This is a genomic window from Nonomuraea sp. NPDC049655 (genome assembly GCF_044465465.1).
Classification (GTDB): Bacteria; Actinomycetota; Actinomycetes; order Streptosporangiales; family Streptosporangiaceae; genus Nonomuraea.
Window position 1 is genome coordinate 458,869 of sequence record NZ_JBITLS010000001.1, and the last position, 14,831, is coordinate 473,699.

Genomic DNA, 14,831 nt, shown 5'->3' on the forward strand with positions numbered 1-14,831 from the left:
TGACCTGGTCGTCGATGCGGCCGAGGAACTCCAGCTCCCCGTCGGCGCGCAGCCTGGCCAGGTCGCCGGTGGCGTACAGCCGCGCGCCCGGCGGGCCGTACGGGTCGGGGACGAAGCGCTCGGCCGTCAGCCCCGGCCGTCCCGCGTAGCCACGGGCCACCTGGACGCCGCCGATGTACAGCTGGCCGGGCACGCCGACCGGCATCGGCTCCAGGCGCTCGTCGAGCACGTGCAGGCGGCAGCCGGGCATCGGACGGCCGATGGGGATCACCGTCTCGCCCGGCCGGCAGGCGTGCCAGGAGACGTCGACGGCCGCCTCGGTGGGGCCGTACAGGTTGTGCAGCTCCACGCCGGGCAGGCGCTCGAAGAAGCGGGCCGCGGTCCTGGGCGGCAGCTCCTCGCCGCTGCACACCACGCGCCGCAGCGACGTGCACGACTCGATGTTCGCCTCCTCCAGGAAGAGGGCGAGCATCGACGGCACGAAGTGCATCGTGGTCACCGCGTGCCGCTTGACCAGGTCACGCTGGTGGGCGGGGTCGCGGTGGCCGCCCGGCCGCACCGGCACGAGGCAGGCGCCCCGCAGCAGCGGCCAGAAGAACTCCCACACCGACACGTCGAAGCTGGTCGGCGTCTTCTGCAGCACCACGTCGCCGGCCGTCAGGCCGAACGTCTCCTGCATCCAGGCCAGCCGGTTGACGATGCCGCGATGGGTGTTGACCACGGCCTTCGGCCGCCCGGTCGAGCCCGAGGTGTAGATCAGGTACGCGGCGTCGTCCGGCCCGGTCACCGGGTCGAGGTCGCCGGAGCCGAGATCGTGGTCGTCCTCCAGCAGCACCGTCCCGACCGGCCCGAAGGACGGCAGGTGGCGCTGGGTGAGCAGCACCTGCGCGCCGGAGTCGGACAGCATGAACTCCAGCCGGTCCCGCGGGTACTCCGGATCCAGCGGCACGTACGCCCCGCCCGCCTTGAGCACCGCGAGCAGCGCGACGACCAGCTCGGGCGAGCGTTCCGCGCAGACCGCGACGGGCCGGCCGCGCTCCACGCCGATCTGCCGCAACCGCCGGGCCAGCCGGTTGGCGCGGCCGTTGAGCTCGGCGTAGGTGAGCGTGACCTCGCCGAAGACCACGGCGGGGGCGTCGGGGGTCGCGGCGGCCCGGGCCTCGATCAACGTGTGCAGGGTGCCGGGCTCGGCCGGCGGCCCGCCGTCCCCGAGGGCCAGCACGCGCGCACGCTCGTCCGCGGCGAGCACGGGGAGCTCGGGGACCGCCCGGCCGGGGTCGGCGGCGGCCGCCTCGACCAGCGTGCGCAGGTTCGCCTCGAAGCGTTCGATCGTCTCCGGGTCGAACAGGTCGGTGGCGTACTCCAGCCGGGTGTGCAGCACCCCGTCGCGCATGTTGACGTCGAGCTGGAGGTCCACCTTGGCGGTGCCGTTGGCGATCTGCCCTTCGTTGGTGCGGATCGCCAGGTTGAACATCACCTGGTAGAGCGGCGGCACGCTCAGGTCCCGGGCCGGCTGCAGGTCCTCCACGAGCCGCTCGAACGGCAGCTCCTGGTGGTCCAGCGCCTCGGCGACCGTCGCCCGCACGCGCCCGGCCGCCTCGCGGAAGCTGGGCGCGCCCGACAGGTCCATGCGCAGCGGCACCGCGTTGACGAACATGCCGATGACCGGCTCGGTCTCGGGCAGCAGCCGGCCCGCGACCGGCGTGCCCACCACGATGTCGTCGATCCCCGACCAGCGCGACAGCACGGCGGCGTACGCGGTGAGCATCACCGTGAACAACGTCGTGTTGAGCTCCTTGGCCAGCCGCTCCACGCCCGCCGACAGCTCGGGGGAGTAGGCGCCGAGCCGGATCCCGCCCCGGTAGCTCCGGCGGGCCGGCCGCGGCCGGTCGCCCGGCAGGGCGAGGTCGGCGGGCACCCCGGCCAGCCGTTCGCGCCAGTGCACCAGCTCGGTCTCCAGGAACTCGCCGGACAACCTGCCGCGCTGCCACACGGCGAAGTCGGCGAACTGGATCGGCAGCTCGGGCAGCTTCGGCGGCCGGTCCTCGCCGAGCGCGTCGTAGCACTCCTCCACCTCGTCCATGAAGACCATGGAGGAGACGCCGTCGAAGATCGTGTGGTCGAAGACGACGGCCAGCCGCAGGTCGTCCTCGGCCAGCTTGACGTGCCTGCCCCGGTACAGCGGCGCCCGTTCCATGTCGAACGGCAGCACCGCGTCCGCCCTGGCCAGGCGGGCCAGCTCCGCCTCGGCGGCGGCCCGCGGAAGGTGGCTCAGGTCCGTTTCGGTCAGCGCCGTGGGCGGCGCGCCGGGGTGGACGATCTGCACGACCTGCCCGTCCCGGAAGTCGAACGTGGTGCGCAGCGCCTCATGACGCCGCACGACCAGATCGATCGCCCGCTCCAGCCGGCGGGGGTCCACCGGCTGCCTGGCCGCCATCGGCATGACCATGCCGATGTTGTAGACGGCCAGATCGGGCTCGAAGCGCGAAAGGAACCACATCCGCTCCTGGCCGGAGGATGCGGGGAAGGCATCACTCACTGTCCATGGCCTCTCGCAGACTCTTCGGCCGCATGTCGGTCCACACCTGCTCGATGTGCGCCAGACAGGCGTCCTTGGTGCCGGAGAAACCGGCGTCGTACCAGCCGGAGGGGTTGTCCCGGCCGGCGGGCCAGATGGAGTACTGCTCCTCGTCGTTGCGTACGACCTTGGTGTCCGTGCTGGTCTCTGTGCTGGTCTCTGTGCTCATGCGGAACTCCGGGGGAGGCGGGGGATGGTCTGGGCGGCGGGCCCGGCGGGGGCGGGCTCGGGGGCGGCGGCCGTGGCGGCGTCGATCAGGGCCGCGACCCCGGCCACGGTCGGCTCCTCGAAGAGGTTGCGCATCGGCAGCCGGACCCCGAGCTCCTTGCGGATCAGGGCGATCAGCTGCACCGCGATGAGCGAGTTGCCGCCCAGCTCGAAGAAGTCGTCGTCGACGCCGATGTGGTCGCCGCCGAGCACCTCGCCCCACAGGCGGGCGATCGTGGCCTCGGCGTCGTTGCGCGGCGCGACGTAGCCCTCGGCGGGCGCCTTGTCCTGCCGGTCGGCGACCGCCGCCGGATCGAGCTCGCTCTCGACGGTCTCCTGGGTCAGCGAGCCGACGCCGGCGACGAGCTCGGCCACCGTGCTGGCCGCCACCACGACCTGGGGGCCGAGCGGGGCGGCGAGCAGCCTGCGCAGGGACAGGGCCCCGTCGGCCGGCCTGATGCCGGCCGCGTCGTCGGCACCGGCCGGCGACGCGGCCGCGGTCGCGGCCGGGGCGGCGACCTGGGATCCGGCGCTGGAGCGGACCCCGGAGACCACGGCCTCGGTGTCGATCCTGCGCAGGACGTAGTCGGAGATCTGCACCAGCACCGTGCCGTCGGGCGCGATCAACGTGACGTCGACGACCAGCACCTCGTCGGTGTCGGTGCTGGTGATGCGCAGATGGCTCCAGAACGCCTCGGGCAGGCTGCCGAACACGGTGATGCGGCCGTAGCCGAGCGGCAGGTAGTGGCCCTCGACCGCGACCCAGCTGAAGGTGGTGGCGGCGTCGAGCAGGGCCGGGTGCAGCCCCCACCGGTCGAGGTCGGCCATCAGCGCGTCGTTGGCCTCGAACAAGCCGAGCGCCTCCTGCTGCCCGACATGCGTGGCGGTCAGCGTCCGGTGCCAGTGCGCGCCCAGCGTGAGCAGGCCCGACAGCGGGACGCCGCCCTGCTCGTCCGCCGAGGACACGCAGCGGTCCATGACGGCGCGCAGGTCCACCCGGTCGGCGGGCGGCGGGCTCACCTTGGCCGCCGTGCCCCTGGCGTGGGTGCGGTGCGAGCCGCCGATGATGCTCTGCACCTGGAACTCGGCGCCGTCCGCCTCCGGGGTGAAGAGCACCCGTACCTCGGCGGTCGCGCCGTCGGCCACCGACAGCGGCTCGACGAACACCACGTCCCGCAGCTCGACGAGCCCGCCGTCGGGCAGCACCGCCTCGGCGGCCGTCCTGGCCAGCTCGACGTGGCCGGTGCCGGGCAGCACCGGCACGTCGGCGATGCGGTGCTCGTCCAGCACCCAGTGCGTGCCGGGTGAGAGCGTGCCGCTGCACCAGTCGAGCCCGCCGATCTCGCCGGCGTGCCGCGCGTCGAGGACCGGGTGGTCGAGCGCCTTGATCCGGTCGCCGCGCTGCAACGCGACGAATCCGGCGGGCGCCGCGGTCTCCACCGCCATGCCGACTTCCAGCCATCTGCCCCAGTTGACGCTGACGATCTGGGCGGCGTTCCAGCCTCGTCCGGCGCGGGCGTGCGCGTCGAGGAAGTTGTTGGCCGCGCAGTAGTCGATCTGCCCGAACCCGCCGGCCACCGCGGTGATCGACGAGCAGAGCACCACGGCCTCCAGCTCCAGGTCGCCGAACGCCTCCTGCAGCGCCAGCGTGCCGAGCAGCTTGGGCCGGAGCACGGCCTCGGCCGCCTCCCGCTCCTTGATCTGGGCCATGCCGCCGCCGGGCAGGCCGGCCGCGTGCACGAGCACGTCCACCCGGCCGAAGGCGGCGAGCGTCTCGTCCCTGACACGGCGCATGTCCGCCGGATCGGTCACGTCGGCGGCCAGGGTCAGCACCCGCGCCCCGGCGGCCTCCATCCGGCCGATCGCCTCGGCGGCGCGCGCCTCGCGGGCCGACCGCGGCGGGCCTTCGGGCAGCCCGCTCCTGGACAGCAGGACGATGCCGACGCGGGCCCGCGCCGCCAGGTCCTCGGCCAGCGAGACGCCGATGCCGCCCAGACCGCCGGTGATCACGTACACCTGGCCGTCGCGCGGCTCGCCCGGCTCGCTGGTCACCTCCACCTGCTCGTACCCGAGCAGCCACCGCTTCCCGCCGCGCAGGGCGACCGGGGCCAGCAACCCGGCCTCGCCGGGCTCGGCCGCGCGGCCCAGCTCGGCGGCGACGCCCCGCACCGCCGCCGGCCGGTTCGCGTCCCCGTCCGGCGCGTCGATGTGGCGGACGCGCAGCCACGGCGTCTCCAGCGGGACGACCCGGGCGAAGGCCGCCAGCGTGGCGTGCTCCGGCCTGGTCAGGTCGCCGCCGACGACGTCCATCGTGCCCGCGGTCACCAGGTCGAGCTGCACCCCGCCCGGCGGCTGGGCCGCCGACAGCGCCTGCACGAGACCCAGGACGCCGAAGAAGCCGCGGTCCTGCGCCGCCCACGTCTGCTCGCCGCCGGTGAGCGCCCAGGCGTGCACGACCCGCTCGGGGATCTCGCCGACCGCCTCCAGCAGCGCGTCGTAGTCCTCCCGTACGGCCGGCCGCACCGTGAAGTGCCCGTCGAAGGCGCCGAACGCGGCGCCCGGCCGCACCTCCAGCACCTCGGCCCCGGAGGCGCGCAGCGCGTCGGCCAGCGCGGCGGAGTCCTCGTCCACGAAGGCCAGGCAGCGCGTGACCGGCGACGGCGTCCCCGGACGGGCCGGCGCCTGGTGCCAGACGGGCACGCCGTACCACCGCTCGGGCGGCAGGGGGCCGTCGGCCTGCTGCGGGTGGGCGACGCCGCCGGCGAAGGCGCCCTGCGGGTCGGGGTCGATCCAGGCGCGCTGCCGCTCCCACGGGTAACCCGGCAGCGAGACGCGGAAGCCGGGGGCGCCGAAGTCGTTCAGCTCGATGCCGTGCACCCACAGCGCGCCCACGGCCTGCGAGAAGACCGCGACGTCACCGGCCCGGTCGCGCGGGCCGGGCAGCGACGGCAGCGGGGCGATCGCGCCGGCGGCCAGCTGGGTGCCGGCCAGGCCGCACAGCTGCCGGCCCGGCCCGCACTCGATCATGATCCATTCGCCGTCGGCCAGCAGCGTCGAGACGCAGTCGCCGAAGCGGACCGGTTCGCGCACGTGCCTGGCCCAGTAGGACGGGTCGGTGGCCTCCGCGGCGGTGATCCAGGTGCCGGTCACGTTGGACAGGAACGGCAGGCTCGGCGCGGCCGGCCGGGCCGCCGCGACCAGCTCGCGGAACTCGCGCAGCATCGGCTCCATCATCGCCGAGTGGAAGGCGTGCGAGGTGCGCAGCCGGGTGCAGCCGATGCCCTCCTCCTCCAGCATCTCGGCCAGCTCCGCGATCGACTCCGACGGGCCGGACACGACGCACGTGCCGGGGCCGTTGACGGTGGCCACGGAGACGTCGTCGGGCAGCATCGGCGCGATCTCGTCGGGCATGAGCTGCACGGCCAGCATGGAGCCCGGCGGCAGCGCCTGGATCAGCCGGCCGCGCGCCGCGACCAGCCGCATCGCGTCGGGCAGGGTGAAGACGCCGGCGATGGTGGCCGCCGCGTACTCGCCGATGCTGTGGCCGATCATCGCGGCGGGCTCGACGCCCAGCGAGAGCCAGAGCCTGGCCAGCGCGTACTCCACCGTGAACAGGGCGGGCTGGGTGAGCGACGTCTGCCGCAACGCCTCGTCGGCCTCCTCGCCGGTGGCGAAGATCTGGTCGCGCACGTCCAGGACGGCCGCGCACTCGTCGACCGCCTCGCGGAAGATCGGCTCGTTGCGGTACAGCTCCGCGGCCATGCCGCCGTACTGGGCGCCCTGGCCGGAGAAGAGGAAGGCCACCTGCGCCGGTCGCTTCGGCTTGGCGCCGGTGACGGTCCGCCTGGGATCGGACAGCGCGGCCACCGCGTCGCCCGGTGAGGTGGCGACGACGACGGCCCGGTGCTTGAGCTCCCGGCGGCCCACGCGCAGCGTGAACGCGGCGTCGGCCAGGTCCGTCTCGGGGTGCGCGGCCAGGTGCGCGGCCAGTCGTTCGCGCGCGGCGGCCAGCGCCGACTCCGTCCTGGCCGACAGCTTCAGCAGGTGCGCGGGCCGCTCGCGGGGCAGCGACGGGCGCGGCGGGGCCTCCTCCAGCACGGCGTGCGCGTTCGTGCCGCCGATGCCGAACGAGCTGACCCCCGCGCGGCGCGGGAACTCCTCGCGCTCCCACTTCGTCGGCGAGGAGACGACGTAGAACGGGCTCGCCGGGAAGTCGATCTTGGGGTTGGGGCTCTTGAAGTGCAACGTCGGCGGGATCAGCTTGTTCTCCAGCGCCAGCACCGTCTTGACCAGGCTGGGGATGCCGGCCGACTGGCCGAGGTGGCCGATGTTGCTCTTGACCGAGCCGATGCCGCACCACTGGGTGTCGCTCGTGTGCTGGGCGAACACGCTGGACAGCGCGGCCACCTCGATCGGGTCGCCGAGCGCCGTGCCGGTGCCGTGCGCCTCGACGTAGGTGACCGTACGGGGATCCACGCCGCCGACGCCCAGCGCCTGCGCGATCACCGCGGCCTGGCCGTCCAGGCTGGGCGCGGAGAAGCCGACCTTGCCCGCGCCGTCGTTGTTGATCGCGTTGCCCAGGACCACCGCGCGGATGTTGTCGCGGTCCTCGATCGCCTCCGACAGCCGCTTCAGCACCAGGACGCCGCCGCCGCTGCCCCAGGTCGTGCCGCCGGCGTCGGCGTCGAAGGAGCGGGTGTGCCCGTCGGGGGAGACGATGCCGTCCTGGTCGTAGATGTAGCCCTCGCCCTGCGGCAGGTCCAGCATGGCCGCGCCGGCCAGCGCCATGTCGCATTCGCCGTTGCGCAGCGCCTCGCACGCGATGTGGAAGGCCACCAGCGCGGTCGAGCACGCGGTGTGCACGGTGTAGCTGGGGCCGCGCAGGTCGAGCTTGTAGGAGGTGAGCGTGGCGCAGTAGTCGACGTGGTTGCCCACCATGACCGCCAGCCAGCCGGCGTTCTTGTGGGCCTGGGCGTTGCTGCGGATGTTGCGCCACTGGTAGGTGTCCGTCCCGGTCCCGGCGTAGACGCCGATCTCGCCCGGGTAGCGGAAGGGGTCGTAGCCCGCGTCCTCCAGCGCCGTGTGGGACAGCTCCAGGAACAGCCGGTGTTGCGGGTCGCGGACCTCGGCCTCCCTGATCGACATGCCGAAGAACGCCGCGTCGAAACCCTCGTAGTCGTCCAGCGTCATGGCGGCCGGCACGAAGTTCGGGTCGGCCAGCAGGCTCTCCGCCGTGCCCAGCGCCCGTTGCTCCTCCAGGGTGTACGTGGTCAGCGACTCGACGCCGTCGGCGAGGTTGCGCCAGAACTGCTGCGCGTCACCCGCTCCCGGGACTCGGCACGACAAGCCGATGATCGCGATCGGCTCGGCCGTGGGCTCGTCCGTCATGGGGCAATCCCCTTCTCGTTGCGGTTCCTCAACCTGTCTCGCCGTGAGGCCAGGCGGCGCGCCGCCCGGTCCAGCCCCGGACTGCCGCCCGCGCCATCGAGATGAGCGGCCAGCGTCCGGATCGTGGGATGCCTGAACAGCTCCGTGATCGGGATCTCGCGGCCGGTCGCCGCCCGCAGCCGGGCCTGGACCGCCGCCACGGCCAGCGAGTGGCCGCCGATCTCGAAGAAGTTGTCGTCGGGGCCGAGCCGCGGCACGCCCAGCACGGCGCGCCACACCTGGGCGACCGTCTTCTGGGTGGGGCCGTCGAGGCCGCCGCCGGCCTTCGGCTGCTCGACCGGCCGGCCGCGCAGCGCGGCGCGGTCCACCTTGCCGTTGGGCGTCAGCGGCAGCGCGGGCAGCGCCACCACCTCGCTGGGGACGGCGTGCTCGGGCAGCGCGCCGCGCAGCTCGTCCAGGAGGCGGTGCGCCGCCAGGCCGGGCCGGGCGGGCACCACGTAGCCGACGAGCGTGCCGTCCTCGACCCTGGCCGCGGCGGCGCGCACGTCCCGGCAGGCGGCGAGCGCGGCCTCCACCTCGCCCAGCTCGACCCGGAAGCCGCGCACCTTCACCTGGTCGTCGGCGCGCCCCGCCGGGGTGATCGTGCCGTCGGGGTTGCGCCGGCCGAGGTCGCCGGTGCGGAACCGGTCGCCGGCGAAGCGCCGGCCGGTCAGCGCCGGATCCAGGTAGCCGTCGGCCAGGTGGCGGCTGCGGACGACCACCTCGCCGAGCTCGCCCACACCGGCCCGCCTGCCGTCCGGCGTCACCACGATGATCTCGCTGCCCTCGACGGGCCGCCCGATCGGCACGACCTCCGGGTACGGCTCCGCGAGCTCGTGCCACGCGTGCGCCTGCGGCGTCTCGGTCGTGCCGTAGAAGGCGACGATCCGGGCATCGGGCACGAGCGCGCGCAGCCGGGCCGCCTGGACGCCGGTGAACAGGTCGCCGCCCACGCCGACCAGCCGCACGTCGGGCAGCGTGCCGCCGGTGCCCGCCAGCATCGCCGCGAGCTGCGGCGTCAGGTGCAGGACGGTGATCGCGTGCTCGCGCAGCCAGGTGACGAGCTTGCCGGGATCGCGGACCAGCTCGTGCTCGGGCACGAACAGCTCGGCGCCCGCCACGGCCGGCACGAACATGTCGCGCAGCGCCGGATCGTGGGCCGGCCCGTGCAGCAGCGCGAACCGGTCGTGCGGCCCGACGGCGAAGGTGCGGACGTACCAGGACAGGAAATGGGCCAGCGGCCGCTCGCCGGTGACCACCGCCTTGGGGTCGCCCGTGGTGCCCGAGGTCATCGAGAGGTAGCCGGGACCCGGCAGCAGGGCGCCGCCCTCGCGCAGCTCGACCGCGTCGTCCCGCAGGACCGCCCGCGCTCCGGCGGCGGCGATCTGCCGCTCCTGGACGGCGGCGGGATAGGCCGAGTCGATCACCACCCACCGTGCCCCCGCCGCCAGCACGCCGAGCAGCACCCCCGGCAGCTCGGGCACCCGGGAGGCGACGACGGCCACCACGGCCCCCGGCTCGACCCCCGCGCCGCGCAGCGCCGCCTCGGTCCGCCGCCGCGCCCCGGCGTGCGCGTCGCCGGCCAGCTCCAGCAGGCCGGGCCCGTCCCAGGCCGGCAGCGCGGCCTCGGGGGGCTCGGGTCGCACCTGCCCGGTCAGCGACTCGCCGAGCAGCTCGACATAGCCGTCGACCAGCGCCGTCATGCGCTCGGCGGAGAACAGGTCGGGGTTGTAGACCAGCTCCAGCGCGTAGCCGCCGTGCTGCTCGCCCACGTACATCGTCAGGTCGAACAGCGCCCCGGGCAGCCCCGGCCGCAGCGTCTCACTGGCGCAGCCGTCCAGGTCCAGATGGGCCTGCGCGAAGTTGTACATGTTGAACATGACCTGCGTGATCGGGTTGCGGCTCAGGTCGCGCGGCAGGCGCAGCGACTCCAGCAGCTGCCCGAGCGGCACGTCCCGGTGCCTGATCGCGGCGTTCAGCTCGGCCGCGCACGCCGTCACCTGCCCGGCGAAGTCGCCCCGGGGGCGCAGCCGCAGCGGCAGGACCTGCACGCACATCCCCACCAGCGACTCGAACGCCACGTGCGGCCGGTCGGCGTAGGCGGCCCCCACCACCAGGTCGTCCCGTCCCGCCAGGGTGGCCAGGCGGCGTCCGAAGGCGGCCAGCAGCACCGCGTACGGGGTGGTGCCGAGCTCCGCCGCCAGCTCGGCCACCCGGCCGGCCAGTTCCGCGTCCACCTCGCCCCGGACGGCGGCGCCGCGGAAGGTCTGCGCGGGCGGCCTGGCCGCGTCCCTGGGCAGGTCCAGCACCAGCGGGGCGTCGTGCAGGCGCTCGCGCCACCAGCCCAGCGCCTGGCCGTCGCCGTTCGCGCGCAGCCAGCGCACGTAGTCGGCGAACGTGTGCTCGCCCGCCTCGACCGGCTCCCCGCGGTAGGCGGCCGACAGGCCGCGGAAGAGCACGTCCTGTGACCAGCCGTCGAACACCAGGTGGTGCGCGGTCAGGCAGAGCACGTGCTCGTCAGGGGCCAGCCGGAGCAGCCGCGCCCGGAACAGCGGCCCGGCGGCCAGGTCGAACCGTTCCCGCGCCTCCTTCTGCAGGGCCGCGTCCAGCTCGGCGGGGGAGAGGTCGTCGATCGGCAGCGGCACCTCGCGCGGCGGCGCGACCGTCACGTCGGGGATCCCGTCGCGCGAGGCCACCCGCCAGCGCAGCGCCTCGTGGGCCGCCACCACGGCGGTGAGCGCCCGGCGGAGCGCGGCGACGTCGAGCGGGCCCCGGATCCGCTCGGCCATCGCGATGTTGTGCGCGGCCGACTCGGGCGCCAGCTGCTCGACGAACCACATCCGGCGCTGGGCGGGGGAGAACGCGGCCGGGCTGCCGGTGGGCGGCGCGGCGGCGGACGCCCGCTCCGCGCCCGCCACCAGCGCGCGCAGCGCGCCATAGGTCCGGCCCTCGTACACGTCCTGGACCGAGACCACCCGGCCCAGCTCCGCGCGCACCGCGGCCACCAGCCGCATCGCCCGCAGCGAGTGGCCGCCGCGCTGGAAGAAGTCGTCCTCGTCGTCCGGGACGGGCGCCTCCAGCACCCGCGCCCAGATCCCGGCCAGCCCGCTCGCCGTTCCCCGCTCCCGCTGCGACTGCGCCCGCAGGGCAGCCAGGTCCACCTTGCCCGAGGCGTTCAGCGGGAGGAGCGGCAGCCGGACCAGCCTGGTCGGCAGCATGTACGGCGGCAGCCGCACCGCCAGGTCCTCGCGCAGGGCGGCCAGGTCGGGCGCGTCCTCGGGCGTCACGTAGGCGACCAGCTCGCCCGCGAAGTCCACCACCGCCTGCCGCACCCCGGGATGGGCGCGCAGCGTCGTCTCCACCTCGCCGATCTCCACGCGCTGCCCCTGGACCTTGACCTGGCGGTCGAGGCGGCCCATGAACGCGATCTGGCCGTCCTCCTGCCAAGCCACGTGGTCGCCGGTCCGGTACAGCCGCGCGCCGGGCTCGTCCGAGAACGGGTCGGGCACGAACCGCTCGGCCGTCAGCGCGGGCCGGTCCAGGTACCCGCGGCTGACCTGCGGGCCGCCGATCAGCAGCTCGCCGGGGACGCCCGGCGGGCACTCGTTCATGTCCTCGTCCACGATGTACGCCCGGCAGCCGGTCAACGGCCGGCCGATCGGCAGCGGACGTTCCCACACGCCGTGGAACTCGCCGCCCACCACGACGACGGTCAGCTCGGTCGGGCCGTACAGGTTGTGGAAACGGGTGTGCGCCGACCAGCGCGCCACCTGCTCGGGCGGGGGCGGCTCGCCCGCCGTCACCACGTCCCGCAGGTGCGGCAGCCGGCTCGGGTCCACCAGCGGCAGCAGCGCGGGCGGGAGGTAGCCCCAGGTGACGTCGTGCCCTTCCAGGAAGTGCTGCAACCGGGCCGGGTCCACGCGGTCCTCGTCCGGCACGAGCTGCACGCAGCCGCCGACGGTCAGCGGGAGCACCATGTCCATGATCGAGGCGTCGAAGCCCAGCGCGGAGAAGGCCATCGAGCTGCAGCTCGCGTCCAGGCCGAAGCGCGCGACGGTCGCGGTGACGAAGAAGACCGCGTTGGCGTGGCTCACCACCACGCCCTTCGGCCGTCCGGTGGAGCCGGAGGTGTAGATCACCCACGCCGCGTTGCCCGCGACGGCGCCGCTCTCCCGGGGTTCGGCCGGGCCCGGCTGGAAGGCGTCGACGAGCGTGGCGGCGCAGCCGTCCAGGAGCTCGTGGCCGCGCTCGTCCACGACGACCACCGCGATCCCGGCGTCCGCCAGCACCTCATCCAGCCGCCGGCGCGGATGCCCCGGGTCCAGCGGCACGTACGCCCCGCCCGCCAGATGCACGGCCAGCACCGCCACCGGCATCAGCGGCGTGCGGCGGGTGCACAACCCCACCCGCGCCTCCGGCCCGACGCCGAGCTCGCGCAGCCGGGCCGCCAGCGCCCACGCCCGCTCGACCAGCTCGGCGTAGGTGAGCACGTTCTCCCACTGCCGGACCGCCGGGGCGTCCGGGGTCCGCGCGGCCTGAGCCGTGATCAGACTGCTGAGGAGTGTCATCCTGCGGCCTCCACACCCGGCCGTACCAGCCGGCCTCGCCGTACCGTCTCGAAACGCAGCAGGAAGCTCGGCGCGCGCAGGGCGATCGCGGCCATCGCCCGGCCCAGCGGCAGGTGCGTCACCCGCCACCCCGCCAGCCACTCCGCCTCAGCGTCCACTTCCGGGCCCACTTCAAGGGACGCCTCGGGCACCCACGTCCGGCCCGGAAGCTGCCCGGCGAACCCGAACCGCGCCGGATCCACCCGCAGCCCGTCACCGGACGCCTTCAGCAGCGCCTCCTTGGCCGTCCACGTGCGCAACGCGCTGTGCAACCGCAGTTCCTCGGGCAGCGCGGCGAACTCGTCGCGCTCCCGCTCGTCCAGCATCCGCTCGAAGAACGTCTGCTCGTCCGCCGGCGGGCGGAAGCGCTCCAGGTCGGCGCCCACCTCCCGGCCGGTCGTCAGCGCGACCAGCACGAGCCCGCCCGACTGGGCGACGCTGTAGGTCAGCTCGGTCCCGCCGTACGGCAGGCCGCCGGACCGGCCGTACGGCTCGGCGAGGCCCGGCTCGACCCCATACTCCCTGAGCAGCCGCCGCAGCAGCACCGACCTGCCGACGAAGCCGCGCCGGCCGTCCTCCTGCCGGAACCTGGCCGCGCGCGCCGCCTCCCGCGGCGACAGCTCGTCGAGGGACGCGCACACCTCGGGCAGTTCGTCGAGGTCGGCCAGCCACACGTGCACCTCGTCCGCGGCCAGGCTCCGCTCCGGGCCGGCCGCGATCGTCCGCGCCACCTCCTCACCGTGCGTGGCGAGGAAGAGGTGCGCGGCGTCGAGCGTGTGCAGGCGGAAGGTCGAGGAGGTGTGGCGGGCCCAGGCGAGCATGGTCGGGTGGGTGACCTCCCGGTCGTGCGCGCCGGCGAAGGCGACGATGGGCACGTCCAGGGGCTCCTGGCGGGTGAAGCGGTAGCGGCGCAGCCACTCCATGTCCGTCCGCAGCGCGGGGATGAGCAGGGCCTTCACCTCGGGCTGCGTGCGTAACTCCGCGGGCGCGCCGAGCCGGAGGATGATCTCGTCGACCAGGTCCTCGTCGCCCAGGCCCGTCCACCGTCCCAGCGTCTCCTGGCGCTCCGGCGGGTGCGCGGCGCCGACGTAGAGGCATTCGGGCGCCCGCACGCCGAGCCGCCGCAGCTCGCGGACCACCTCGAAGGCGACCCGGCCGCCCATGCTGTGCCCGTAGATCGAGTACGGCGTGCGCTGCCGGGCGACGGCGGCGGCGATGGACCGGGCGATCAGCTCGGGAGAGAGGGCTCCGGGCTCGGCCATCCGGCCCTCCCGGCCGGGCAGCATGGCCACCCGCACGTCCAGGACGCCGTCGAACGCCTGCCGCCACGCCCAGAAGGCGGTGACGTCCCCACCGGCGTAGGGGAGGCAGAAGAGGGTCCGAGCGCCGGGCGGGTATCGCGTCAGCGAGGCGAACGGTGTCTCGGACAGCGGCTGTTCTTCTGGCATCGCGACGCGAAGTCACCCTCCGGCAGGTCTGCCGCGCCGGGCGAGGTCGTCGCGCGGGCAGCAGGAAAGATGGGCCGCTCGTCAGGGTTCGACCTGGCGAGGGGCGGCTCACGGCTGAAGCCACGCCATTCCTATTATTTTGTCCGAAAGTCAGTCAAGGGATGAAATTTAAACCAATGATGGAATGCTGGTTTCGGCCATCGACAAAACCCGCTTCCGGTGGGTGTGTCTACGGGCGGTGGACCTCCCCGGCTGGGCGGATGATCTCTGCCCGCCCTCGCGTTCTGGGGTTCTGCCACCCTGCGTGATGATCTTGTCCCTCTATGGAATGCCCGTAATTAGGGTTTCGGTCCTGTCGTTTGAAGGGGTCTCTGTCCCTATTGACTGATTGAGTCGGGTCCGATTCTCCATATCGGTCAGATCGGCGGTCATCCCGCTGGCAGCGGCCTCGCGGGGTGCTGACAGCCGTCGGCCCCCGTCCTGTCAGGGCCGGGATCAGGAAGACCTCCCCGTGCGCGACGAGCACGGGGAGGTCTCGAGATCACTGCGATTCCGGTCTCAGCG

The 14,831-nt window shown here is 74.2% G+C and carries 5 protein-coding genes (1 of these 5 running past the window's edge); all 5 read right to left on the reverse strand.

Annotation, left to right across the window (positions count from 1 at the left end):
* Tightly spaced (each overlapping or abutting the next), the 5 genes in view from ACIBQ6_RS02085 to ACIBQ6_RS02105 form a layout consistent with a single transcriptional unit that may run on beyond the window.
* A protein-coding gene (locus ACIBQ6_RS02085; protein WP_397209743.1) for an amino acid adenylation domain-containing protein crosses the window boundary here: on the reverse strand, positions 1–2,539 show its 5' portion. 602 nt of this gene lie to the left of the window's left edge; 2,539 of the gene's 3,141 nt are visible here — the first part of the coding sequence; it begins with the start codon at positions 2,537–2,539; the stop codon falls past the left edge of the window.
* Positions 2,532–2,747 (reverse strand): MbtH family protein, encoded by a 216-nt coding sequence (locus tag ACIBQ6_RS02090; protein WP_397209744.1) that lies wholly within the window; start codon positions 2,745–2,747, stop codon positions 2,532–2,534. Before ACIBQ6_RS02090 ends, ACIBQ6_RS02085 begins: the two co-directional genes overlap by 8 nt.
* A complete protein-coding gene (locus ACIBQ6_RS02095; RefSeq protein WP_397209745.1) occupies positions 2,744–8,173 on the reverse strand; it encodes an SDR family NAD(P)-dependent oxidoreductase in 5,430 nt (1,809 codons plus the stop codon). Before ACIBQ6_RS02095 ends, ACIBQ6_RS02090 begins: the two co-directional genes overlap by 4 nt.
* Positions 8,170–12,780 (reverse strand): amino acid adenylation domain-containing protein, encoded by a 4,611-nt coding sequence (locus ACIBQ6_RS02100; protein WP_397209746.1) that lies wholly within the window; start codon positions 12,778–12,780, stop codon positions 8,170–8,172. The genes ACIBQ6_RS02095 and ACIBQ6_RS02100 overlap by 4 nt, the downstream gene beginning before the upstream one ends.
* Positions 12,777–14,267: a thioesterase domain-containing protein gene (locus ACIBQ6_RS02105; protein WP_397209747.1), complete on the reverse strand. Its 1,491-nt coding sequence runs from the start codon at positions 14,265–14,267 to the stop codon at positions 12,777–12,779. The genes ACIBQ6_RS02100 and ACIBQ6_RS02105 overlap by 4 nt, the downstream gene beginning before the upstream one ends.
* Positions 14,268–14,831: the final 564 nt, after the last annotated feature.